Genomic DNA, 23,877 nt, shown 5'->3' on the forward strand with positions numbered 1-23,877 from the left:
CATTAACGTTCGTCGCGACGGCCACCCACGGCCGCCCACCAGCGGCGGATGTGAACGGTCACTTCCTCGCGATCGTGGTAAAGCTGGCGGGCTTTGATTTCAGCGTTAATCCCGTTGCTCTCGAGGATTTCGCGGATCTGCGCCAGGTTTTGCGACACCTCTTCGTAGCGCTTTTTCATCGGCAACTTGAGGTTAAAGATAGTCTCACGGCACCAGCCGTTTACCAGCCAGGTTGCCATTAAATGGGCCACTTTCGCCGGTTTTTCCACCATGTCGCAGACCATCCAGGAGATGTTGGTGCGGGTCGGGCGGTATTTGAAGCCGTCTTCGCGCAGCCAGGTGACCTGTCCGGTGTCCATCAGGCTCTGCGCCATCGGGCCGTTATCGACGGACGAAACCCACATATTGCGTTTCACCAGTTGATAGGTCCAGCCGCCCGGGCAGGCGCCCAAATCCACGGCGTACATGCCGTTGGCCAGACGCTCGTCCCATTCATCGGCAGGAATAAAGACGTGAAACGCCTCTTCCAGCTTCAGCGTAGATCGGCTTGGTGCATCCGCCGGGAACTTGAGGCGCGGGATGCCCATATAGAACGGCGAATTGTTGGTGGTGTAGGAGTAACCCGTGTAACAGCAGCCGGGGGCGATAAAGAACACATGCACAACCGGGCGCTTCGGCGTTTCGTAGTTGGTCAGCACTCCGGCTTCGCGCAGGCTGGCACGCAGCGGCACGGTAAACTTGCGGCAGAACTTCATCAGCTCTTTGCTTTCATTGGTGTCGGCCACTTCAACCCGCAGGTCGCCGCCCTTCTCCACCACGCCCTGCAGCATGCCGACAACAGGCGTGATGCGGTCTTCCGGCGGTAAATCTTTTAACAGCTCACCGGCAACAAACATCTGGCGGGCAAAAATCAGGTCGCTGAACGGCAACTCGCGCGCCAGCTTTTCCGCCTCTTCAGGCTGGTAGCATTCAAAAATGACATAGCCGCTTTGCTCTTTGACGCGGGCAAAGCCGTAGACGCCGCGCTGACCCGCTTTGTCGGTTATCTCTGCCGCGCACTCTTTCTCGAATCCCTGGCGGCAGTACAAAATCACTTTATTCATGGCTTACGCCCTTACGTTTCAGGCGCACAGCACCAATTAACATCAATATCCAGCCGGCCAGGAAGCTGACGCCGCCCACCGGGGTAACAAAGGCCCACAGCCGCAGGTGCGACAGGGCCAGGCAGTACAAACTGCCGCTAAACAATACGGTGCCTAACGCCATAAAGACGCTGCTCCAGTAGAACCAGATGCTGATACGGCGCTGCATCGCCACCGCAAGGCCAAAAATCGCGAGCGTGTGAAACGCCTGATACTCAAGCCCGGTCTGGATCCACCCCATCTCTGCAACACCCAGAGACTTGCTCAATACGTGCGCCCCAAAGGCACCCAGGGCAACAAAAACAAAACCGCTGATGGCGGCAAAAATCAGCATGAATCGGCTGGTCATGGTGTAACCCTAAAGTAAGGCGTGGCCGCGCCACGCGAAGATTGCTTATTGTTCGTAGCGAAAACGGAATTTTTCTTGCTCACTGGCCGCCTTTGCCAGGATCCACTGTCTAAACGCGGCTATTTTACCCAGTTCTGCCTGGCTGTCATGACAAACCAGATAAAAGGCGTTTTTACTTACCAGCACATCATTGAACGGGCATACCAGACGGCCCGCTTCGATTTCCGTTTGGGCCATGACGTTATTGGCGAGCGCAATCCCCTGCCCGTGAATCGCGGCCTGGAGTACCATTGCGCTGTGGCTGAAAATGGGCCCTTGCTGGACATTAATATGGCTCACGCCAAGCTGGCGGGTATAAGTCTGCCAGTCGCGGCGCGAAGCGTCATGCAATAAAGTGTGCTTTGCCAAATCTTCCGGCGTTTTAATCGGTTTGTCGCCGGTTAGTAGCATAGGTGAACAAACCGGCAGCAAATACTCAGCATAAAGTTTCTCAACTCTAAGCCCCGGCCAGTTTCCCCGCCCATAGAATATCGCCACGTCCACATCATCAGACAGCTTGTCTTCCTGGCGGTCCACCGCCTGAATTCGCACGTCGATGCCCGGATAAGCTGAGTTAAAGCTTGTTAAGCGAGGCACCAGCCAGTGAATCGCAAAACTGGGCAATAAACTTACCGTCAATGCGCCTTTTGCACTGCGTGCCTGCAGCTTACGGGTGGCTTCCGTCAGCTGGGAAAAAATCTCTTTAATATCCTGATAATAACTCTGTCCCTCCTCCGTCAACAGCAGCGAACGGTTACGGCGGCGGAACAGCTTCAGGCCAAGAAAATCCTCCAGGGACTTGATCTGGTGGCTTACCGCGGCCTGAGTAACGAACAGTTCCTCAGCCGCTTTAGTAAAACTCAAGTGACGAGCTGCAGCGTCAAAAACGCGCAACGCATTCAGAGGGGGTAATCGCTTAGACATGGGTTATTTGGCTTAAGTGTTAATAACAGTTAACAAACGGATAGCGTTTGTTTACCTATTAGTTTTTTTTATCTGAGCCATTATAAATTGTCCGTTGAGGATGCACCAGCAAATACCTATAGTGGCGGCACTTCCTGAGTCGGAACGAAAAGTTGTCTGGAATGCGTGTTCTGGAGGGCTTTTGGCTTACGGTTGTGATGTTGTGTTGTTGTGTTTGCAATTGGTCTGACATTTCGGACCACGGTAGCCAGGCTACCCCTTTTCACTTCCTGTACATTTACCCTGTCTGTCCATAGTGATTAATGTAGCACCGCCGAATGCGGTGCTTTTTTTTGCCTGCCGTATTACTTCTTCAGCTCAACCATCTCTTTCACGTCCGAACGGTTAATCTGCTGCATATTTCCGTTGGCATCTTTGTACTTGATCATCCCGGTTTCGTCATCGGTCTTCGGTTTACCTTCGGAGACGATCGCGCGTCCGTCATTGGTATGCATGATGTAGTTCGGGCTGGAACAGGCTGCAAGTGCAAAAGTCATCATACAGGCAGAAACGATAGCGGTGGCTTTGTTCATTATTCTTCTCCTTGTGGATAGAGTTTAATGCTACTTAAATCTCTTCTACTAACATGCTTAAATATTAGTCCAACAATAATTAGCATAACCTGCTTTTCTGATTCCGCCAGGAGAAACAGACGATTCCGAGAATGACGGAAACCTTGTGCCAACGCCAGTTTTGCGCGACGATCTGTGCATTGAACTGAGGATCCCCATGACAGCATTTAACCCCGCTCATTTTCGCGCGCAGTTTCCCGCACTGGCAGATGCAGGCGTCTATCTCGACAGCGCGGCCACGGCGCTAAAACCCAAGGCCGTGATCGACGCTACCCAACAGTTTTACAGCCTGAGTGCCGGGAACGTTCACCGCAGCCAGTTTCCAGAGGCGCAGCGTCTGACGGCACGCTACGAAGCGGCACGTGACCAGGTAGCGCGTTTGATCAACGCCGAAAGCGGTAAAACCGTGGTCTGGACCCGGGGCACAACCGAAGCCATAAACCTGGTTGCGCAATGCTATGCCCGCCCTCGCCTCAAAGCCGGGGATGAAATCATTGTGAGTGAGGCAGAGCATCACGCCAATTTTGTGCCGTGGCTGATGCTGGCTGAGCAAACCGGTGCGAAAGTGGTGAAACTGCCGCTGAATGACCAGGCCCTGCCCGATCTAAACCAGCTCCCGGCATTGTTGAATGAGCGCTCGCGTATTCTGGCGCTTGGGCAAATGTCTAACGTCACCGGGGGCTGTCCCGATCTTGCGAAAGCCATCAAGCTTGCCCACGAATCAGGTGCCGTCGTGATGGTCGATGGCGCGCAGGGCATTGTTCACTGCCCGCCGGACGTACAGACGCTGGATATCGACTTTTACGCCTTCTCCGCCCATAAACTGTATGGCCCGACCGGCATCGGTGCGCTCTATGGCAAAGCAGAGCTCCTTGAGCAGATGTCGCCGTGGCTCGGCGGCGGGAAAATGATTACCCATGTCTCATTCCACGGGTTTAAGACTCAGCCAGTGCCCTATCGCTTTGAAGCCGGGACGCCAAACGTCGCGGGCGTCATTGGCCTTAGCGCCGCGCTGGAGTGGCTTGAAACTGTCGATCTACAACAGGCGGAAAACTGGAGCCGCAGCCTGGCCACGCTCACGGAGTCAGAGCTGGCAAAACGCCCCGGTTTCCGTAGCTTCCGCTGCCAGGACTCCAGCCTGCTGGCGTTTGATTTTGCCGATGTTCACCATAGCGATATGGTCACGCTGCTCGCCGAATCAGGCATAGCGCTGCGGGCGGGCCAGCACTGCGCCCAGCCCTTGATGGCCGCATTACGCGTTAGCGGAACGCTGCGCGCTTCTTTCGCCCCTTACAACACACAGCAGGATGTGCACGAACTGCTCGCCGCAGTCGATCGCGCCCTCGATATTCTGGTGGACTGAATGCAGGCTAATCATCCCTTTGGCACAGAAATTAACGCAGAGATGCTGCGAGCTACGTTCGAGGCACAGCGGCAGTGGGAAGACAAATACCGCCAGCTGATTTTATTGGGCAAGAAGCTGCCAGCCCTGCCGGAGGCATTAAAAACCGAGCGGATTGAAATCAGCGGCTGCGAAAACCGCGTCTGGCTGGGTCACGAACGCCTGCCGGACGGAACGCTGCACTTTTACGGCGACAGCGAGGGGCGCATCGTGCGCGGCTTATTGGCGGTGCTGTTGACCGCAGTAGAGGGGAAAACCGCCCGGCAGCTGTTGGAAAACGATCCTCTAAGCCTGTTTGACGATCTTGGGCTTCGCCATCAGCTAAGCGCTTCCCGCAGCAGCGGGCTTACGGCCCTGGCCGCGGCCGTTCAACAGGCCGCGCACGAGGGTTAATCAGGCGGCGGTTCGTACCGCCTTCGCCATCATCTTCTTCAGCACATGAGACACCGCCACAAAACCAAAGCTGGCGGTCACCATCGTCGCCGCACCAAAGCCCGAGGCGCAGTCCATTCGTTTTGGGCCTTCGGCGGTGCTTTTCATCGCGCAAACTGACCCGTCAGCCTGCGGATACACCAGCGCTTCCGTGGAAAATACACAGTCTACGCCCAACTTCCCTTTGCTGTTTTTCACCACGCCAAAATCACTTTTCAGGCGTTCACGCAGCTTCGCCGCCAGAGGATCCTGAATAGTTTTGGCCAGATCGCTGACCTGAATCTGCGTCGGGTCGATTTGCCCACCGGCTCCACCCGTGGTCACCAGCGGGATCTTATAGCGACGGCAATACGCGATCAGCGCCGCTTTTGGCCGCACGCTGTCAATGGCATCGATAACATAGCTGAACCCCTGGCTAAGCAGCTCAGCGGCGTTGTCGGCGGTAATAAAGTCATCCACCACCGTAACCCGACACTCAGGATTGATCTCCTTGATGCGCGCGGCCATAACTTCCGTTTTGGCCTGGCCTACGCTGTCTTTCAGGGCATGGATTTGGCGGTTGGTGTTGGTGACGCACACGTCATCCATGTCGATAAGCGTAATTGCCCCAATCCCGGTTCGCGCCAGCGCTTCTGCCGCCCACGAGCCCACCCCACCGATGCCAATCACGCAAACGTGCGCTTCTGCAAAAAGCTGAAGCGCCGCCTGGCCATACAGACGAGCGGTGCCGCCAAAGCGTTGCAGCCAGGCATCAGAGAGAACGACAGACATCGGGGAGATCCTCAGAAATAAAAAACGGGCTGATTATACAGCCCGTTGTTCAGCGTGGAAACGTTGTAGCATTAACCGTTAAAAACGCTGCCCGTGCCAGGCGCCGCTTTCAGCACCCAGACTCGCCCGTAATGGTTGTACCAACCCGCGCGGTGCCCGGCATCCGGGCCAATGCCCTGATAGATGTCGAAGTGCTGGCCTTTGATCGCGCCCCCAACGTCCAGGGCCACCATCACGCGCAGCTCGTACTGTCCGGTGAACTTCCCGTTGTTGTCCAGCAGCGGGACTTCGGTCAGCAGTGTGGTACCCGCAGGAATGATGGAGCGGTCAGACGCCACGGAGGCACGTCCAATCAACGGTACCGCACTCGCGCCTTTCACCGGCGCATAGCTTGCGGGCTTAAAGAAGACAAAAGAAGGATTCTGCTCAAGCAGCTCTCGTACTGCCGCTTCGCTATGGGTTTCACCCCAGTGGCGAATCGCCTGCATCGACATGTCTTCTTTCTTCACTTCACCGCGGTCGATCAGCACTTTGCCGATACTGCGATAGGCGTGGCCGTTTTTACCGGCATAGCCGAAGAAGGTCAAAGGCTGACCATCGCCAAAATCAATGTAGCCGCTGCCCTGCACATCCATGATGAAGTTATCCATCAGAGAGTTGCTGTAGGCCAGCACATAGCTGTCGCTCAGCCCACCGGCGTAGATTTCCGCGCGGGACGGCAGACGCCCACGTTTCGGCGGCATGCGGTAAATAGGGTACTGGAATTCACCCTGGCGAGTATGACGAGCCTGAATCACCGGGGTGTAGTAGCCGGTAAACTGCACATTGCCGTAGTTGTCAGCGCCTTCCATCTGCCAGGCATCGAGGCCGAACTGCTTCAGCTGGCGGGTATCGCCCCCGGCCCGCAGCCACTGCTGCACGGCATTATAGATATCGCTACCGTTATTATAGAGGCGGGGAGAAGCAGAACGAATCTGGTTAACCTGCTCGGCATAGTCGCCGCCGTTGATAGGCGCGCCAACCGCATCAGGCTGATTCACCAGTGAGAAAGGCTGGGAGAATTTCCCGTCTTTATATTGCTGACCGCGATCGGTCGGTTTTGATGAACAGGCAGCCAGCATGGTTAACATGGCTCCCGCTGCTATGTACTTAATCCAACGTCCTTTCATTTACCTTTCGCCCTGCTCGTTGCCTCTGTATGCCTCGCCGAAGATAGCAAACGCGCCGCGAGAATTAAACGAGTTGCACAACCCATACAGCAAAAACGTCTGTTTTGTGGTCACTGTGCGGGTTAATTCAACAACCAAGGGGAAATTCAGGTATTTACTCAAAAAAAGGGTTGCATCAAAAAGCGAGCGGAGTATAGTGCGCATCCACGGACGCGGGGTGGAGCAGCTTGGTAGCTCGTCGGGCTCATAACCCGAAGGTCGTCGGTTCAAATCCGGCCCCCGCAACCAATTAAAAGTCGCTGATTTAACAGCGCAATGATGAAAAATCATTAAAAAGAGTAGTATGACGGACGCGGGGTGGAGCAGCCTGGTAGCTCGTCGGGCTCATAACCCGAAGGTCGTCGGTTCAAATCCGGCCCCCGCAACCAACATTGAGAACACCCTTACGGGTGTTTTTTTGTTTGTATCGTTTATAAAAAAATAAGGCAGGTTTATCTCCCGCCTTTATCATCTGTGTTAGCCCCGTCGCGCCAGACGTGAGCTGTCAGAAAAGTACGCCTTAATCCCCGCCAGAATTGACTCCGCAACTTCCTGCTGGAATTTGGCCGTACGCAGCTTGCGCTCCTCTTCAGGATTACTCAGGAACGCGGTCTCCACCAGAATAGAGGGAATATCCGGCGCTTTCAGCACCGCAAACCCGGCCTGATCGACGCTGTTTTTATGCAGCTTGTTCACTTTCCCCAGCCGGTTAAGCACCTCTTTCCCGAACTTCAGACTGTCGTTAATAGTCAGCGACTGCACCATGTCGAACATCGTATGGTCGAGATAGCGATCTCCGCTTTTGCCCACGCCGCCAATTAAATCCGAGGCGTTCTGCGTTTGCGCCAGGTATTTCGCCGCCGTACTGGTCGCCCCTTTGGTGGACAACGCAAAGACTGACGATCCGCGCGCAGCAGCGGTCGTAAATGCATCCGCATGAATAGAAACAAACAGATCGGCTCGCTGCTTTTGCGCCTTGGCAACGCGCACTTTTAGCGGGATGAACACATCTTCATTGCGCGTCATGTAGGCCTTCATATTGCCCTCTTTATCGAGCAAGGCCTTCAGCCTGCGCGCAATGCTGAGCACAATATCTTTTTCACGGGTCTTGTTCGGGCCAATCGCGCCGGGATCTTCGCCGCCGTGGCCTGGATCTAGCATGATGACAATCGGCCTGTCTCGCCCGGCCTTACCCGGCTGCGGCCCTTTTTCCACCGGCATTTTCTTGTCTAACTGGCCGTTGTTGTAATCTTCCAGTAATGCCAGCAGCGGATCTTGTTCGCTATTCATGTTGGCGGGGTAAAGATCCATTACCAGACGCTCTTTAAATTCGGCGACAGGGGCCAGCGCAAACAAATGCGGGGTCACGTTTTGCTTCAATTCAAAAACCATGCGCACGGTCTTGGGATCAAACTGCCCCACGCGAGCGGATTTAATAAAGGGATCGTCGCCGCGAACCTGGCTGCCAATGCCTTTTAAAACTGAATTTAAATGCGCCCCTTCAATATCCACAACAACCCGCTCCGGGTTGCTGAGCGCAAACTGGCGGTACTTCAGCTGATGGTTAGATTCCAGCGTCACGCGGGTATAAGACGAGGCCGGCCAGACGCGCACGGCGATCACCTGGCTTGAGGCAGCAAAACCGACCTTGCTGACACTCAACAACCACATGGCTCCGGCACCCTGAAGTAGACGGCGGCGACTCATTAACGAACTGGAATCTGGCATGGCTCCCCTGAGCGATAATCACTAAATGGATGAATTTATTTTTTTGAGCCAAAAACTTTAGCGAAACACGCGGTTACTGTCATCTATAAAAGGGTAAACGTTCGGAAAAGGTCACCAAATGTCAGGTGGAAGGAATTTTATCCTGGATGAAAATTGGCGCTTGCACCTGACGTCATAAAAGAATAAAAATACACAAATTACGAATAATAATGCAATGAGGGTGTGCCGTGGTAAAGGAACGCAGAACTGAACTGGTCCAGGGATTCCGCCATTCTGTTCCCTATATTAATGCCCACCGGGGAAAAACGTTTGTCATCATGCTCGGCGGCGAAGCCATTGAACATGAAAACTTTTCCAGCATCGTCAACGATATTGGCCTGCTTCACAGCCTGGGCATTCGCCTGGTCGTGGTGTACGGCGCACGCCCGCAGATTGACGAAAACCTGGCCGAGCACCACCACGAGCCGGTTTACCACAAACACACCCGAGTCACCGACGCAAAAACCCTCGAACTGGTGAAACAGGCCGCGGGGCTGCTTCAGCTCGACATCACCGCACGGCTCTCCATGAGCCTGGGTAATACGCCGCTTCAGGGCGCCCATATCAACGTAGTCAGCGGTAACTTTATCATCGCTCAGCCTTTGGGCGTGGATGACGGCGTGGACTACTGCCACAGCGGGCGCGTCCGCCGCATTGATGAAGAAGCCATTCACCGCCAGTTGGACAGCGGTGCGATTGTGCTGATGGGGCCGGTCGCGGTTTCCGTGACGGGGGAAAGCTTTAACCTCACCTCCGAAGAAGTCGCCACCCAGCTTGCGGTTAAGCTTAAAGCAGAGAAAATGATTGGGTTCTGCTCCGCTCAGGGCGTGACCGACGACCTGGGGAACGTGATTTCTGAACTGTTCCCGAACGAGGCTCAGCAGCGCATTGAAGCCCTGGAAAGCAGCGGCGACTATCATTCCGGCACCGTGCGCTTCCTGCGCGGGGCGGTGAAGGCCTGCCGTAGCGGCGTGCGCCGCAGCCACCTGCTCAGCTATCAGGAAGACGGTGCCCTGCTGCAGGAACTGTTCTCACGCGATGGGATCGGGACACAAATTGTGATGGAAAGCGCCGAGCAGATCCGCCGCGCCACCATCAACGATATCGGCGGTATTCTTGAGCTGATCCGCCCGCTGGAACAGCAAGGGATCCTGGTGCGCCGTTCCCGCGAACAGCTTGAAATGGAAATCGACAAGTTCACGATTATTCAGCGGGATAACCTGACCATCGCCTGCGCCGCGCTCTATCCGTTCCCGGAAGAAAGCATCGGCGAAATGGCCTGCGTCGCAGTGCACCCGGACTATCGTAGTTCGTCCCGGGGCGAAGAGTTGCTGAACCGCATCGCCAACCAGGCGCGGCAAATGGGGTTGAGCAAACTGTTCGTGCTGACCACCCGCAGCATTCACTGGTTCCAGGAGCGGGGCTTCTTGCCGGTGGATGTTGAGCTGTTACCGGCGAGCAAAAAAGAGATGTACAACTATCAGCGCAAATCAAAAGTGCTGATGGCCGACCTGACCTGAAAAAAGGGAAGGCATAAAGTGTGCCTTCCCTTGTCTTTTATTCTCCAGAGAAAATTGCCATAAGCCCGCTGCGGCGCTCCGTACGCGTGGCTATCGCTTTATTCAAAACGCGTTCATCGGTATACAGCGAAAGCTGTTTACGGGCGCGGGTGATCGCGGTATACACCAGCTCACGCGTCACCACCGGCACAAACTGATTCGGCAACACCAATGCGGCGTGGTCAAACTCAGACCCCTGAGATTTATGCACGGTCATGGCGAAGGCCGTATCGTGTGCAGGCAGGCGGCTGGGCTGAACGGATTTTACCGAACCATCCGGCATCGAAAACCAGACGCGAAGCCCCTCCTCACGCTGCAAAGCAATACCGATATCGCCATTAAACAAGCCAAGAGAGCTATCATTGCGGGCAATCATCACCGGACGCCCATTATACCAGCGGGACAGCGCCTGCGAAGGCCGCTGAATCAAACGTGCCTGTACCAGCGCCTGCTCAATACGCTCATTCAGGCCGCTAACGCCGAAAGGCCCTTCACGTAAGGCACACAGCAACTGATAACGGCCAAAGGCACCAATGATCTCTGCAGGCCCGGCTTTCTGACGCACCAGCTGCAAATACTCGCCGTAGCCGCTGACCACGTCGGCAATCATCGCCGTATAATCTTCTGGCTCCAGCAGCGGCTGCAGCGAGATGTCCGTAAACCCTTGCCCAAACGCAGCTTTCACTTGCCTGCTGTCGCTGGCATTAACGGCAAATGCCAGTTGACCGATACCGGACTGACTGTCGAACCGATAACTCTTACGCAACAGGCAAAGCCCGTCACGCAGCGCGCTCGCCCGGGTACTCTCCCCCACGGGTACCTCACAGCCCGTGAGCCGTTTTAATTGCTCCGCACGCTCAGCCGAATACCCGTCGTTCACGTAATGACAGATGTCGCCCAGCACCGCTCCCGCCTCTACGGAAGCCAGCTGATCTCTGTCTCCGAGAAAGATGACGCGTGCCTGCTCCGGTAAAGCATCAATCAGTCGGGACATCATCGGCAGATCCACCATTGACGCCTCATCCACCACCAGCACATCCAGGTGCAGAGGATTCCCGGCATGGTGGCGCAAACGCTGGCTGTTCGGCTGCGCGCCTAAAAGCCGGTGCAGCGTCGAAGCCTCTTCAGGCAGGCGCTTTTTCTGCTCATCGCTGAGCGGCAGCTGGCGTAACGCACTTCCCAACGATTCCGTTAAGCGCGCGGCAGCTTTGCCCGTAGGCGCCGCAAGCTGAATGCGCACGGGCTGGCCATCGGAAAGCTGAACCAGCGCGCCCAACAGTTTCGCCACCGTTGTGGTTTTGCCTGTCCCCGGCCCGCCGGAAATAACTGAGATACGTCGGGTCAGCGCCACCGCTGCAGCCACTTTCTGCCAGTCCGTCTGTGGGCTGCAACCAAACAGTGCGTCGAGGACTTCGCGAAGTCGGGTCTCATCCACTGCAACAGGCTGGTTATGTTCACCGAAGAAGGCCGCCACCCGCCGCTCATTGCTCCACATACGGTTGAGGTAAAGGCGGTTATCAATGAGTTTCAGCGGCGTGGATTCGTCGCCAGAACTTACCGAATGGGAAGCCAGCAAAGCGCTGTGCCAGCCCGAAGCAGGCTCCGCCTCGGCAAAAAGTTGAGCCACAAGTTCAGGATGTTTGCCAGCGAAGGCATATTCGGGCCTGATGCGCTCAAGCGGCAGGCAGACATGCCCCTCGCCTGATTCACGGCTCAGCAGCGCTGCGGCCAGCATGACGGCGGGCTGCTTATCGTTAGCCACTATCATGGCAAACTGTGAATCCAGCGGCCTGAGGGCTTTCAGCGCCACTGCCTGATTGAGTAGCTGAGACATACTCACAGTGGGATCTCCTCTGCTGCCCCGGCGAACAGCGCATCCATTGCTTCAACCAGCCTGACGTCCGGTCGCGTTGAAACAATACCCTGCTCGGGCTTACCTTGCTCCACGCCGCGCAGGAACAGATAAATGACCCCACCAAAGTGCTGCTGGTAGTCATACCCGGCCATACGGTGGCGCAGGTAGCGATGCAGCGCCAGCGTGTAGAGCTGGTACTGCAAATCGTAGCGGTGGGATTGCATCGCCTTCGCCATCGCCTCCTGGGTGTAGGCACTGCTGTCTTCACCCAGCCAGTTAGATTTGTAGTCCAGCAGGTAGTAGCGCCCCTGCCAGCGGAACACCAGGTCGATAAACCCTTTCAGCATCCCCTTCACCTGACGGAAATCCAAAGGCGGACAACCAGCAGACAGCGGGTCGTAATGACGAATTAGCGCATCTAACGCCGGGGCCTGGAGCTCATTGTCGATAGGTAAATAAAATTCCAGCTCCACCTGTCTTTCCTTCGCAGAAAGCAGGTTCAGGGCAACGCCGGTATCATTGAGCGGCGCAGCAAGCACCGCTTCCAGCCAGCGGCTTACCACCGGCCCCCACTCGCCGCCAAACCCATTGGCAAGCAGGTGTTTTTCTATCTCTTCAGGCTGTACTGGCTGAGTAAAATCAACCTCTTCGAAAAGGCTGTGCAAGAAGGTGCCCGGCGAGGCCCCGCGAGGGAAAGTATGCGGCGTAAGTAACGGCTCACTTTGTTCGGGGACCTCCCCGACTGCGTCAACATCCAGGCGTGGCACTAAATCCAGAACCCGGCTGCTGCCGTGCTGCTGCAGACCAGAATAACTGGTCACGCGCCAGTTATCGGTGATTCGACGCCTGAGCTGGCGGGCGGCAAGCTCAGGCAAAGCATCGGGCCGCGGCTGCCACGGGGTATCGTCCCCGGAAGAGAGTGTTTCAACGTCGATGGCCTCGCTTACCAGACCATCAAGCGCCTGGCGCAGTCCCTCTGCATCGAGCGCTTCTCCTTTTTGCAGCAAATAGCCCAGCGCACTGAGGTGAAGGTCGCTGCTGCCTTTTTTTGCCCTGGAACCTCGGAACAACGGCGCAACGCCCAGGCTGCAGTGCCAGACGGAGCGGGTCAATGCCACATAGAGCAGACGCAAGTCTTCCGCCAGACGTTCTTCTTCGGCCAGCCCCAGGCTTTCCGCATCGTTGCTTAAATCCAGAAGTGAGGTAAAAGTGGTCCGGTCGTGATACAGACCGCTGTTTTGCGGGCGATAGTTGGCCACAAACGGCAGCCAGACCAGCGGATACTCCAGCCCTTTAGATTTGTGGATGGTCACAACCTGCACCAGATGTTTATCGCTTTCGAGCCTCAACTGCTGACTGGAAGCGTTGCTGTCCGGCTCGGCAATCCGCTGCGCCAGCCAGCGCACCAGCGCATGCTCGCTCTCCATTTCTGCCGAGGCTTCCTGCAACAGCTCGCTGATGTGCAGAATATCTGTCAGCCTGCGCTCTCCACCCGGCGTGGCCAGCAGGTTTTCAGCTATATTTCTCGCTTCGATTAAGGCTCTTAACATGGGCATCACGCCCCGCTTAAGCCACTGTTCGCGGTAGCCGAAGAATTCGTCAACCAGGCTATCCCAGGCCAGTTCGTCGTTGTTCAGAGACTCGATAGCCTGGGCATCCAGCCCTAACATGGCTGTCGCAATGGCGCTGCGCATAGCCGTCTCAATTTCAGGCGTTAATACGGCCTGTAACACCCACAGCAGCTCACGCGCTTCAACGGTAGCAAACACGGAATCGCGGTTAGAGAGATACACCGAAGGAATATTCAGCGCGCCCAGCGCATCACGTACGATGGCCGCTTCTCCACGGCTACGAACCAGAATCGTCATATCCGATGCCCTGAGCGGCCGGGCGTCATCCCCCTGCCAAAGCAGCGCATCCCCACGCTGTCCGGCGGTGAGCCAGTCGCGAATTTGCCGGGCACACTGCGATGCCATCGCTTGTTGGTAATCACTTACACCGACGCCATCCCCCGGCTGAAGCCACATTTTCACCGCCGCCTGGCTTTCCCCCCCGATGGTAAACCGCAGCCCACCGTTACGGGGCGCTGATTTGACCGGCAGGAATGGGATCTGGCGGAATAAGAACGGATTCTCAACCTGCTGGAACAGCGTGTTTACGCCGTGGATCATCGAGGGAGACGAGCGCCAGTTAGTGTCCAGCGTGTAGTGGGCACTAACTTCCTGACGCGCCTTCATGTAGGTAAAAATATCGGCGCCGCGGAAAGCGTAAATAGCCTGCTTGGGGTCACCAATCAGCAACAGCGCGGTGCCCTGCTGCTTGATATACAGCCGGCGGAAGATGCGGTACTGCTGCGGGTCGGTATCCTGGAATTCATCGATCATCGCCACCGGGAAACGACTGCGGATCGCCGTCGCTAAGGCGTCGCCACCGGGCTGATGCAGAGACTCATCGAGTCGACTCAGCATATCGTCAAAGCCCAGTTCGCCGCGGCGGCGCTTTTCTTGCTGAACAATATAGCGAATTTCCGCCATCGCTCTGGCAATCACCAGGTCACGCAGCGTTAGCGGCTCTGCAAGCAATGCGTCGATGGCGGTGAACAGGCTATGCCGGGGCACTTCGCCTTTTTTGGTTTTCTCTTCCAGCGTGCTTTGCGCAAACTTCGCCAGCGCCTCAGGGAGCTGATAACCGGTGGTTTCCAGCTGCGCCCACTGGCCAACAATCTCCAGCCAGTTCGGCAAATGTTTACTGCTGTAGCTGCGTTTATCCACCCCGGAATCACTAATCAGGCTTGACAGCTCCCCCGCGGCCTCGCGCCATTGGGCTTTTACTGCATCAATGGCAGAAATAATCTTTTCATGGCGAGCCAGCAGCGTTTCGTCATCCGCCGGGGGCTGTTTCAACCGGGGCTGTTCGCCCTGAAGCCAGCTATTGATATCCCTTAAAAGCGCCTCCGGCCCCGACCACTCCTCACTCATCGCCTGCGCGACAGGTTTTGGCAGCGGGTAGCAGTGACGCCGCCAGAAATCAGCACAGGCATGGCGGCGCAGCAAGGATTCATCCTCGAGTAGCTGCTGCTCGAAAAGCATCCCGGACTCAAAAGCATTGAGGCTGAGCATCCGCTGGCAAAAGCCGTGGATAGTGAAAATAGCCGCTTCATCCATCTGCTGTTCGGCTAACAGCAAGGTTCGGGCAGCGAGCTGTTTGTCCGTAATCTGGACAAGCAAGTTCTGTATCAGTGGGTTTTTGGTGCGGTTACGAATACAGGCGATGCGCAATTCGTGGATATTCGCCCGAATACGGCCACGCAGCTCTTCGGTGGCCGCTTCGGTGAAAGTCACCACCAGCAGTTCTTCAACCCCCAGCGGACGGGGGAAAGCATTCTCTCCCCCTAAGCCCAACAGCAGCCGCAAATAAAGCGCGGCAATGGTAAAGGTCTTACCGGTCCCCGCGGAAGCTTCTATCAACCGTTCGCCGAACAACGGCAAACTTAAAGGATCAAGGGGCTGCGCGGTTACATCGGTCATTATTTCTCGCTTACTAGTGGTAACGCCTGCTGCAGACTGCGTGCCCCCTCCCAGGTTTTCCACCCTTTTGGAGCTGCATACTCTGCTTTGCCGTTATGGCTGCCGGAAATCTGTGACAGCACCGCCATCCCCTGGGGAGCTATCACCGCCTGATGGAAGAAATCCGCCAGCTTCTGCGGCGTTAATTTCTTAATTTCGGCTATCACTTTATCACGGGAATCAAACGTCATGTTTCGGCGGTCGAAATCTTTGCTAAGCTGCGCCGCTTCTTCCGCAAGCGTTTGAGGCGCCTGTTGCATCTGGGCAATCATCCCCTGCTGAATTTGGGCAAACTCGGCGTCGCTCATGCCGCGCAGCTTTTTCTCGATGACCGGATAAAACGCTTTAAACCGCTCATACAGGTAAGCTGGTTGCCTATCGCTGCTCTGAAGCAGGAAACCTACGCCCCATTGACGACCAATTGACATAGGGAAAGCAAACACCGCATAGCCAAGCTGCTCTTGTGTACGCAATTGATTATAGAACCAGGGCTGAATAATTTGCCCCAACATTGAACCGTAGGCCGTGCTGGTGGCTTCGTTATAACCTTTGGGGACATAAACCGCTGCCAGTGCTGAATCGGTGCTGCTTCCGGCTTTTTCAAACATCGCCAGATGCTGTTTATTAATCAGCACATCGTCATTGCGGCACCATTCTCCCCCCTTCGGCGCCAGCTGGGATTTGACGTTTTCCGCCAGCTGTTTGGTCTGCTCTGAAGACATGTTGCCAATGACCATAAATTCAGGTCGAGAGTTGGTTTTCAGCCGCTCACGGTAATCAAGCACGTCCTTAAGCGTCAATTCAGGCAGCAGTGCCCGGCGGGTACTACGCTCAAAATAAGGCACCTGTGAAACCATCTGCACCGGCGCAATCGCCTGCTCAAAGGCTTTGCCTTTGTCCGCCGAATCCATCATCTGCGCATACCAGGACTTGGCCTGATCCAGCTGTTCCTGCGTTGGGGTATAGCTGAAATAGCCCTTCAGCAGCGCCTCAAACAGCTGCGGCAGACGCTGCGTATAGCCGTTGGCGTTAATCATCAGCCCGCTATTCGCGTTCGATGAGAAACTGATGCCACCAACCGATGCCTGATTGCTGAGTTCATCCAGCGCAATGCCCGCAAGGTAATCATTGATGGCAAACAGCACCTGATTCTTCGCGCTGTTCATCACCTGTGGATTACGCAGCACAAGCGTCACGTCCGCTTTTGGCTCATTGCCAAAATAGCGGCTCGGCATATACACCACACGCAGATCCGGCTCGTGGATCAGCAACTCAGGATGGTCGTACTGCTTCTCTGGCTTATAAAGCGTGAAGTCATCGGGAATGTAAGGATTCAGCTGAGGAAGCTCAAGCTTGATGGCATCTGCCTTCTGCTGCCAGTCGGCAAAGGTCTGGGCCGGAATTTTGTCCACTTCGTAAGGTGCATCAACGAAATAGGCTGTTTTATTGTGCGGCTCCTGCGGGCTGATATACCACACGCGGGCATTTTGCGGCGTCATCATATCCAGACGCGCTTTAATCGCGGCAGAGTCGTACTGGTCAGCGATATTCGCGGAATCCAGCGTATGGGCGACCGGGACGCGCAGCATGGTATCCGCCAGCCATTCGATGTAGTCCATATCACGGGTGATGGACGGGTAGCGGAAGTCGAGATCCAGCACGTGGGCAAGCTCGTCAAAGTAACGTTTATCGATACCTTTGGCGCGCAACTGATCGAGATAGCTGAATATCGCCGCAACAACCTGGTCGCGGTTAGCCAGGCCTTTATCAGTCAGAGAGACAGATATGGCGAAAACACCGCTATTGCCGGCCACCATCGGGTCAGAATCGGCGCGTACGCTTTCCGCAAGCCCCTGCTTTTGCAGCCAATCCGACAGCGTATCGTGGCTGCGATTGCCGATCAGGTAACCAATCAGCTCATCGGTTTTGCTGCGGAATTTATCGCTATTGTTATCAATGCGGAACTCAACTCGAACCACCTTGCGCGGCATGACCGGCACATAGTGGATAAAGATACCTTTTTGCGCGTCAGTCACCACCGGTACGTCGATAACCGGCTTTTCGATATTTTTATTAGGAACGCGGCCGTAGGTCTCAGCGGCAATCTTCGCCAGTTCAGGCAAAGGCTTGTTGCTGTAGATAACCGCTTTCATCAGATTTGCGGAGTAGTACTTATCTCTGAACGCCACCAGCGCGTCGAGCAGCTTGCTGCCGGGTTTATCGCGCAGGGTTTCAAGGTTGCCGCCGGAGAAACGAGCCGCCGGGTGTAAAGGGTTGATTGTTTCGGCGCTAACCTGCGCCATGCGCATCCCGTCACGCGCACGGGCCATCGTCAGCTCGGCGTTTACCGCGTTACGTTCACGCTCGGCATATTGTGCCGCGAGGTTAGGTTCAGCAATGGCGTCAGCCAGGCGGTCTACGGCACCGTCGAGCGCATCATTTTCGACTTCAAGATAAAATGCGGTTCGATAGGTGGCGGTACTGGCATTGTGGCTGCCGCCATGTTTTTTGAGGAATTCAGACAGGCTATCCGGGTCCGGATATTTTTTGGAACCCATCAGCGTCATATGTTCCAGAAAATGGGCAAGCCCAAGGTGAGCATCTGGATCTTCCAGTGAGCCAACCGGCACCACCAGCGCTGACAGCGACTTCACCGCCTGCGGATCGGAAACCAGCAGCACGGTCATCCCGTTATCTAAACGAATAGCCTGATACTGACGAGGATCTTTTTCACTTTTACGGATGGTGTCCTGAATCGGTTGCCATCCGTTATCTGCCTGACTGAAGGGTGCCCAAAGAGCAACGAACAAGAAAAGCGCGGTAAACCAGGTGCTGCATTTAGGCATTCACAAACCTCGTCTTCACTAACTTACTCATCATTAACAACTTTTCGAAGCTATCCGTCGAACGCCGTTGTTATACTTCGCCAGCCCTGAGCAAGAAATCGCATCATAATTGAACTCACCGGGCTGTGCAATTTTTATACAACCCTTGTTCAGGATTGGTTGAATCGGAACAGAGGAAGCAGGTAGCGCTCGGCCTCTGCGACAATCGCTTCGTAATACTCGGCATCAAGGGTACGGTACAAACGTTGCAGCCAAATATCAGCCCCTTCCCCTTCCACCATATGGTTTCCTTCCCAGGCCGCAAGCAGCTTAGTGCGGGCTTTCTGCTGCGTCTCCTCATCCCATAAAATGGCATCATTTTGTGGGTCATAACAGGTTTTTATCCACGCGCCACCGCTGTTATGGAGCAGCAGTAATGGCTGACGGAGACCTTCTTTATAACCCTCAATCAGTTGCAACAACCAGGCTTTGGCTTCGTCCTGTGCCATATCAGGGAAACGCCACTGCGAATCTTTGCGTCCGTACATTCGGCTTTCGCCCGAATAGCCGCTGGCGCAGTAAACCAAATGTTCAATCCACAGCTGCATGCCGTGAGCCACATTCAGCACCGAAGGGCGCCAGCGCAGCAAACCATCAGCCTGTACGTCCGACAGCCAGCCCGTCACTCTGGTTCCATCTATGTGAAGATCAACTTCACGGCTTTCCCCTTTTTGCCGTTCGGCCAGCACTTTTTCGGCCAGCGTTTGCATTTCATTCCGCTGGTTTTCCCACAAGATTTCACCGAAGGCACCGTAAGGTAAAACGCCAGCAGCCCGGTAGCGCACAAACAGCTGCTGAGGATCGTCCTGCTGAACCAGAGCATTAAGCAGGTGCTGGTTTAACTGAAAACGATCGAGTACATCGAGGGTGAAAGGCTCTTCATCCGGCAATTCGGTATCTTCAAGGCGGAAGTTAATGCCCAGCCGCATCTGGAAAAATGCCCGCACCGGGTGCCGCCAAAAGCGCTGGAGCTGCTCAAGGGAGATGTCGTCCCAGGGAGCCGCAACCAGAGGCTGAATAAAGTGGGCATGCGCTACGCCGCTGCCGCTTGCCGCTGGCAGCCACTCCTGAGCAAAGCTTTGCCAATCGCCTCCGGCAAGGTAGTTGGTGCTGTCAAAAGGTGTTCGGGCATGAAGCGTGACCAGATGCTTTCTCACATGCTCGCTGCTGTCATCGGCATTACATTCAGCATCTCCGGGGAGGTAGTGACTACGAGCGACATAATCCAGCAGTTCTTCCACCAGCACCGACGGGTAACGCCTGCTGTTGTCCTGAATCGAACGGCCGATATAGCTGATGTACAGCCGCTGCTGGGCCGAAATAAGCGCTTCCAGGAACAGATAGCGGTCATCGTCCCGGCGGCTGCGGTCCCCACGCTGCGGGTGCTGGCTCATCAGGTCAAAACCCAGTGGCGCAAGCGTTCGCGGATAGACACCGTCATTCATGCCCAGTAAACAAACGACCTTAAAGGGAATGGCGCGCATTGGCATCAGGGTACAGAAGTTTACCGGCCCGGCGAGGAAGCGCTGGCTAATACGCTCCTGGTCAAGACGCTGAGCCAGTTCATCGCGCAGCAGAGTTAATGGCACAGGTTGCCGGTAGGCTGCATCAGTGCCTTTCTCAATCATCTCCTGCCACTGCTGCTCAATCAGCGCCAGGGCGGCTTCTGTTTCACCATCAGGCAGGAAGAAGCTGTTCAGCATGTCCCTGCATAGCGGTAACCATTCGTCTAAAGGCCGCTCCTGAGTTAACAGCTGACGCCAGCGGTTCAGCTGCATCAGCAATTCCGCAAGCTGCCCCACCAGCTCGGCAATCAGGCCGCTGGACTCATCATAGGGCAGCACAGAATCCCAGACCCCAGCCTGGCTATCCATCGCATAGCCAAGCAGCATCCGGGTCAGCCCAAACCGCCACGTATGCTGCCCGGTCGCAGGCAGATCCAGTTCGCGGACGTTGTCATCATCAATGCCCCAACGAATTCCAGACTCATTCACCCACTTGCGCAGGTAGCGCAACCCTTCCTCATCAATAGAAAAACGCGCCGCCAGCGCAGGCACTTCCAGCAACGAAAGCACATCTTCTGCCGCGAAACGGCTTTCCGGCAAGCCAAGCAGTAAAATGAAAGCCTGCAGGGCGGGGTGAGCCTGGCGCGCCCGACGGTCAGAAATGGCAAACGGCAGCCAACGTTCATCCTTCGCGCTACCAAATACCGCCTGAATAAACGGACTGTAGCTATCAATATCCGCAACCATTACGATGATATCGCGTGGCGTAAGTTCTGGATCAGCCTCCAGCATCGCCAACAGTTGATCGTGTAGAACTTCAACTTCTCGCTGCGGGCTATGGCACTCATGGAATGTCAAAGAACGATCGTTAAGATCCAGTAATCGTTTACCATCACTGTGCTCATACTCCTCAGCCGTTAGCCCCAGCACCTGCGAATCCTTCAGCTCCAGCAGGTCATGCTGCAGGCCGCGGAGAAGGTTATCGGGTTCTAAATCGACAAAAACATCGATCTCTTCAAAACGCTCCAGCTCGGAAAGCAAAAATGCGTAATCTCGTCCCAGCTTGCCCCAGGAGGCTAACAGGGAATTCCCCACATCCTGCTCACCAAGCTCATTGAACAACGAAGAGGCATTGTCGTTGTCCTTAAATAAGGTCAGTTCCCGGTCGGCCTGATGCAAACGGCGGCGGCGGCTGACAAGACGAGCAAGAAACGCGGGATCTTTAATATCACCCCAGTAGTAGCGGCAGGGGTTGGTAAACAGCACATGGACGTCGATATGCTTACCGAGCGCCTGCAGAGCCTGGAGGTACACCGGCGGCAGAGCAGAAATTCCACAAATAAAGACGCGAGATGGAAGCCCCGGCGGGCAAACCTCACTTTTCTCAAGAGCGCTAATAAAACGCTGGTAGAGATTGGCTCGATGCCATTCAGGCTGCCCCAGCTCAGCGGTGTAGCGCACCAGTTCCGCCCAGAGCGGAGCCTGCCAGAGCTGAGACTCTCCCACACCGTCGACAAGCTCGCCCTTCTCCCAACGGCTTAGCCAGCCGGGACGATAGACAAGATACTGGTCATAAAGGTCGGCAATCCGGGAAGAAAGCTGAAACAGCTTACGGCTGCTGTCGTCTTCCTGCAGATAGTGGCCAAGCATCTTAAACTCTGGTTTGTGGAGCATATTGGGGATAAGCGTCATCAGCTTCCAGCTCATGCTCTGCTTGTTGAAAGCGCTCACTTCCGGGATATCGGGCAGTACCCTCACGAACATGTCCCAGATAAAGCTAGCGGGCAGCGGAAACTCGATGTTCGCCGCAATGCCAAACTTTTGTGCCAGCGTCATTTGCAGCCACTGCGCCATCCCGGTGCTTTGCACCAGCACCACTTCCGGCTCAAAAGGATCCGGCAATGGCTGGCGCTCCACAATGAACTCCATAATGGCTTCCAGCACATCAAGGCGGTTGGAATGGTAGACACGCAACATGAAATCGCTACTCCTGACGTTGTTCTGACCGTGGGCACTCGAGCCTCGAAAGCTGCGCTATCCGGCCCTCTGGACTTGTTACAGTAACGTCGATGCTGACACATCCCAAAGACGATGTCTGCTGTTGATGCACATTCCATGCATCTGAAAGTGGAGGAACTTCTGGCTCGGTCTGCTCACGCGCGACTCGCCACAGCTGCCTTAGCTGCCATTGGCTGGTGAAACCCTGCTGCAATACACGGTGGTACCCCAGCAATGCCGTCATCACAATCGCAAACAGCGCCAGAGCACATAGCACCTCGAGGAGGCTAAACCCACCCTGCCGCGAGACTATCGAGGCAATTTGCATAAGTCATCGTCCAGTAAAGGGCAAAAATCCAGCCAGCCCTGCGCGGAAGCCACTAATTTATTCCCCTGAATTACACCCCAGCGCCACAATGTGAACGGTAGCATGGGCCCAGCAACAGAACCGGAAGCAGCAAGTAAGGCCTCACCTTTATCGGTTAGATGCAGGCATGTGTGCCACTGATTACGTGACTCAAACTGACATTGCCAGGTTCTCTGCGGCTGCCAGCGTTGTTTTTCACCCCATGCCAGCGCAGATCTTGCAGCCGTCTGATTTTTAATAAACTGAATTTCGGCGGCAACCTCAAGGCGCTGAGCGCTAAGTTGCCGGGAAAGCCCTCTCAGCATCAGAGAGCCAACCGCGAGCAGCATTAACACCATCAGCAAAGAGGTACTCCCTTTCTCTTGCTTGCCGCTCATAAATTTTCTCCACTCACCGTATAGCTAAGCTCCACAGGACGCCCACCCTGATTCAGATAGGCTGCAAGACTGATGCGGAATAAAGGCCTGCCAGTTTTGCGATTCTGGCGAATTACGGAAAAATGCTGCACCACCAATTGCGTAGGGTCAGACATTCTTTCCCAGCCGGTACCTTCACAATCCTCTACGCTCTTTTGGGTCTCCAGGCTGCCGTTACGCAAGCGATAGCCCGTCTGTTCATTTTGGCTACCAGGGGCCGAGTCCCACCGGCCATTACCGTTGGCATCCCACTGCAATACTACGCAGCTTCCGTTATTCATCAGCCTTACAGCCTCCCCCAGGCACTGCCCACGGCAATAACCCGCACGCTGTAAATTTTTTCCAACGGTAAACGCCATTTGCCAAAGTGCTTCCTGCTGGGCAACGTAGCTGTACTGGCGTAAAACCTCCCCTTGCAAAGCTGGGAATAGCCTCGAGGTGCCAAGCAACAGCGCGCTGCTCAGTGCCATCGCAATAAGCGTTTCGAGTAAAGTAAATCCTTTCTGACCGCTCAACATGCCTTGTCTCCGGACATTTCGCACAGCCGGATTCGCCCCCAAACCGATAGAGTCACTTTCCAGCGCCCGACCTGATTTTTCAAAATAAGGTGGCCTGGCCAGGCTGTGTTGCGAATACCGTAGAAACCTAACCCGGCCGTCATATCCTCCACGGCGATATCGTCAAACTCGGGGGTAAACGTCAGACTCAGGCTTTCCGAACAGTTTTCTTCAACGGCACGGCTTGTCAGGCACCAGCTTTTCCCAAATTGATGCAGCACCAAAAGATGGGTTCGGTTGTACCAGTTGGCGTCATTTCTTAGCCGCGAGAGAAAGTGGCTCAGTTGCTGAGCCGCTTGCCGCAACTGCACTCTCTGCTGCCATTCGCGCCAGCCGTGAAGGCCCCCTGCGCTGAGTACGGCAACAATAGCCATCACCACCATCACCTCAATAACGCTAAAACCACGTTGATTGATTTTCATGGGAAGGAGTGTGGATAACAGAGGTTCAATCAGCCAGTACGCAAATCGGATGGTGCGACACATGCTGGAAGATAATTAAGGCGTTACGGGGGTTTGCATTCG

The 23,877-nt window shown here is 55.3% G+C and carries 18 protein-coding genes and 2 tRNA genes; 5 read left to right on the forward strand and 15 right to left on the reverse strand.

What is annotated here, in order from left to right; all coding sequences use genetic code 11:
* Window positions 1-2: 2 nt before the first annotated feature.
* From rlmM to LH86_RS01220, 4 genes are all read right to left on the reverse strand, one after another.
* Window positions 3-1,103, reverse strand: coding sequence for a 23S rRNA (cytidine(2498)-2'-O)-methyltransferase RlmM (gene rlmM, locus LH86_RS01205; protein ID WP_039297711.1), 1,101 nt, complete (start codon window positions 1,101-1,103; stop codon window positions 3-5).
* Complete coding sequence (locus tag LH86_RS01210; RefSeq protein ID WP_008458426.1) at window positions 1,096-1,491, reverse strand: DUF423 domain-containing protein; 396 nt, start codon at window positions 1,489-1,491, stop codon at window positions 1,096-1,098. Before LH86_RS01210 ends, rlmM begins: the two co-directional genes overlap by 8 nt.
* Window positions 1,492-1,536: 45 nt before the next feature.
* Window positions 1,537-2,454 carry a glycine cleavage system transcriptional regulator GcvA gene (gene gcvA, locus LH86_RS01215; protein ID WP_016538028.1) on the reverse strand — a complete coding sequence of 306 codons (918 nt, stop codon included), beginning with the start codon at window positions 2,452-2,454 and terminating at the stop codon, window positions 1,537-1,539.
* Window positions 2,455-2,798: 344 nt separating this feature from the next.
* Window positions 2,799-3,026, reverse strand: a complete 228-nt coding sequence (locus LH86_RS01220; protein ID WP_038479329.1) for a YgdI/YgdR family lipoprotein — start codon at window positions 3,024-3,026, stop codon at window positions 2,799-2,801.
* A gap of 196 nt (window positions 3,027-3,222) precedes the next feature.
* Between LH86_RS01220 and csdA the strand changes: the two genes are divergently transcribed.
* Entirely contained in the window at window positions 3,223-4,428 is a 1,206-nt protein-coding gene (csdA, locus tag LH86_RS01225; RefSeq protein WP_039297714.1) for a cysteine desulfurase CsdA, read from the forward strand.
* Window positions 4,429-4,860, forward strand: coding sequence for a cysteine desulfurase sulfur acceptor subunit CsdE (gene csdE / locus LH86_RS01230; RefSeq protein WP_039297717.1), 432 nt, complete (start codon window positions 4,429-4,431; stop codon window positions 4,858-4,860).
* On the opposite strand, the gene tcdA is transcribed toward csdE, so the two are convergent.
* Both tcdA and mltA read right to left on the reverse strand, forming a co-directional pair.
* Window positions 4,861-5,670, reverse strand: coding sequence for a tRNA cyclic N6-threonylcarbamoyladenosine(37) synthase TcdA (tcdA, locus tag LH86_RS01235; protein ID WP_039297718.1), 810 nt, complete (start codon window positions 5,668-5,670; stop codon window positions 4,861-4,863).
* Between the two features lie 71 nt (window positions 5,671-5,741).
* Window positions 5,742-6,839 (reverse strand): murein transglycosylase A, encoded by a 1,098-nt coding sequence (gene mltA / locus LH86_RS01240; RefSeq protein ID WP_039287307.1) that lies wholly within the window; start codon window positions 6,837-6,839, stop codon window positions 5,742-5,744.
* Between the two features lie 211 nt (window positions 6,840-7,050).
* On the opposite strand from mltA, the gene LH86_RS01250 reads away from it, so the two are divergent.
* Both LH86_RS01250 and LH86_RS01255 read left to right on the forward strand, forming a co-directional pair.
* Window positions 7,051-7,127, forward strand: a tRNA-Met gene (locus LH86_RS01250).
* 63 nt (window positions 7,128-7,190) lie between these two features.
* A tRNA-Met gene (locus tag LH86_RS01255) sits at window positions 7,191-7,267 on the forward strand.
* Window positions 7,268-7,355: 88 nt separating this feature from the next.
* Here LH86_RS01255 and amiC read toward each other — a convergent pair.
* Window positions 7,356-8,606: an N-acetylmuramoyl-L-alanine amidase AmiC gene (gene amiC, locus LH86_RS01260; protein WP_039297723.1), complete on the reverse strand. Its 1,251-nt coding sequence runs from the start codon at window positions 8,604-8,606 to the stop codon at window positions 7,356-7,358.
* 227 nt (window positions 8,607-8,833) lie between these two features.
* On the opposite strand from amiC, the gene argA reads away from it, so the two are divergent.
* Window positions 8,834-10,165, forward strand: coding sequence for an amino-acid N-acetyltransferase (gene argA, locus LH86_RS01265; protein WP_039297725.1), 1,332 nt, complete (start codon window positions 8,834-8,836; stop codon window positions 10,163-10,165).
* A gap of 37 nt (window positions 10,166-10,202) precedes the next feature.
* Here the strand turns inward: argA and recD are convergent, their stop codons facing one another.
* The 8 genes from recD to LH86_RS01305 all read right to left on the reverse strand — a co-directional run bounded on the left by recD (window position 10,203) and on the right by LH86_RS01305 (window position 23,775).
* Entirely contained in the window at window positions 10,203-12,044 is a 1,842-nt protein-coding gene (recD, locus tag LH86_RS01270) for an exodeoxyribonuclease V subunit alpha (protein WP_039297727.1), read from the reverse strand.
* On the reverse strand, window positions 12,041-15,586 hold the full coding sequence (gene recB / locus LH86_RS01275) for an exodeoxyribonuclease V subunit beta (protein WP_039297730.1): 3,546 nt from the start codon (window positions 15,584-15,586) through the stop codon (window positions 12,041-12,043). The genes recD and recB overlap by 4 nt, the downstream gene beginning before the upstream one ends.
* Window positions 15,586-18,471: a pitrilysin gene (gene ptrA / locus LH86_RS01280; RefSeq protein ID WP_039297732.1), complete on the reverse strand. Its 2,886-nt coding sequence runs from the start codon at window positions 18,469-18,471 to the stop codon at window positions 15,586-15,588. Before ptrA ends, recB begins: the two co-directional genes overlap by 1 nt.
* A gap of 149 nt (window positions 18,472-18,620) precedes the next feature.
* On the reverse strand, window positions 18,621-21,992 hold the full coding sequence (recC, locus tag LH86_RS01285; RefSeq protein WP_039297734.1) for an exodeoxyribonuclease V subunit gamma: 3,372 nt from the start codon (window positions 21,990-21,992) through the stop codon (window positions 18,621-18,623).
* A gap of 7 nt (window positions 21,993-21,999) precedes the next feature.
* Window positions 22,000-22,341 (reverse strand): prepilin-type N-terminal cleavage/methylation domain-containing protein, encoded by a 342-nt coding sequence (locus LH86_RS01290; RefSeq protein ID WP_039297737.1) that lies wholly within the window; start codon window positions 22,339-22,341, stop codon window positions 22,000-22,002.
* A complete protein-coding gene (locus LH86_RS01295) occupies window positions 22,323-22,757 on the reverse strand; it encodes a DUF2509 family protein (RefSeq protein ID WP_039297738.1) in 435 nt (144 codons plus the stop codon). Before LH86_RS01295 ends, LH86_RS01290 begins: the two co-directional genes overlap by 19 nt.
* Window positions 22,754-23,314 (reverse strand): prepilin peptidase-dependent protein, encoded by a 561-nt coding sequence (locus LH86_RS01300; RefSeq protein WP_039297740.1) that lies wholly within the window; start codon window positions 23,312-23,314, stop codon window positions 22,754-22,756. The genes LH86_RS01295 and LH86_RS01300 overlap by 4 nt, the downstream gene beginning before the upstream one ends.
* Complete coding sequence (locus tag LH86_RS01305) at window positions 23,308-23,775, reverse strand: prepilin peptidase-dependent protein (RefSeq protein ID WP_039297742.1); 468 nt, start codon at window positions 23,773-23,775, stop codon at window positions 23,308-23,310. Before LH86_RS01305 ends, LH86_RS01300 begins: the two co-directional genes overlap by 7 nt.
* Between the last annotated feature and the right edge of the window lie 102 nt (window positions 23,776-23,877).

This window comes from Cedecea neteri, from assembly GCF_000758325.1.
GTDB lineage: Bacteria > Pseudomonadota > Gammaproteobacteria > Enterobacterales > Enterobacteriaceae > Cedecea > Cedecea neteri_B.

Bases quoted from the DNA above. Each gene is read 5' to 3' on its own strand.
- rlmM (WP_039297711.1), bottom strand. From the start codon at position 1,103: ATGAATAAAGTGATTTTGTACTGCCGCCAGGGATTCGAGAAAGAGTGC.
- LH86_RS01210 (WP_008458426.1), bottom strand. From the start codon at position 1,491: ATGACCAGCCGATTCATGCTGATTTTTGCCGCCATCAGCGGTTTTGTT.
- gcvA (WP_016538028.1), bottom strand. From the start codon at position 2,454: ATGTCTAAGCGATTACCCCCTCTGAATGCGTTGCGCGTTTTTGACGCT.
- LH86_RS01220 (WP_038479329.1), bottom strand. From the start codon at position 3,026: ATGAACAAAGCCACCGCTATCGTTTCTGCCTGTATGATGACTTTTGCA.
- csdA (WP_039297714.1), top strand. From the start codon at position 3,223: ATGACAGCATTTAACCCCGCTCATTTTCGCGCGCAGTTTCCCGCACTG.
- csdE (WP_039297717.1), top strand. From the start codon at position 4,429: ATGCAGGCTAATCATCCCTTTGGCACAGAAATTAACGCAGAGATGCTG.
- tcdA (WP_039297718.1), bottom strand. From the start codon at position 5,670: ATGTCTGTCGTTCTCTCTGATGCCTGGCTGCAACGCTTTGGCGGCACC.
- mltA (WP_039287307.1), bottom strand. From the start codon at position 6,839: ATGAAAGGACGTTGGATTAAGTACATAGCAGCGGGAGCCATGTTAACC.
- amiC (WP_039297723.1), bottom strand. From the start codon at position 8,606: ATGCCAGATTCCAGTTCGTTAATGAGTCGCCGCCGTCTACTTCAGGGT.
- recB (WP_039297730.1), bottom strand. From the start codon at position 15,586: ATGACCGATGTAACCGCGCAGCCCCTTGATCCTTTAAGTTTGCCGTTG.
- ptrA (WP_039297732.1), bottom strand. From the start codon at position 18,471: ATGCCTAAATGCAGCACCTGGTTTACCGCGCTTTTCTTGTTCGTTGCT.
- recC (WP_039297734.1), bottom strand. From the start codon at position 21,992: ATGTTGCGTGTCTACCATTCCAACCGCCTTGATGTGCTGGAAGCCATT.
- LH86_RS01290 (WP_039297737.1), bottom strand. From the start codon at position 22,341: ATGCAAATTGCCTCGATAGTCTCGCGGCAGGGTGGGTTTAGCCTCCTC.
- LH86_RS01295 (WP_039297738.1), bottom strand. From the start codon at position 22,757: ATGAGCGGCAAGCAAGAGAAAGGGAGTACCTCTTTGCTGATGGTGTTA.
- LH86_RS01300 (WP_039297740.1), bottom strand. From the start codon at position 23,314: ATGTTGAGCGGTCAGAAAGGATTTACTTTACTCGAAACGCTTATTGCG.
- LH86_RS01305 (WP_039297742.1), bottom strand. From the start codon at position 23,775: ATGAAAATCAATCAACGTGGTTTTAGCGTTATTGAGGTGATGGTGGTG.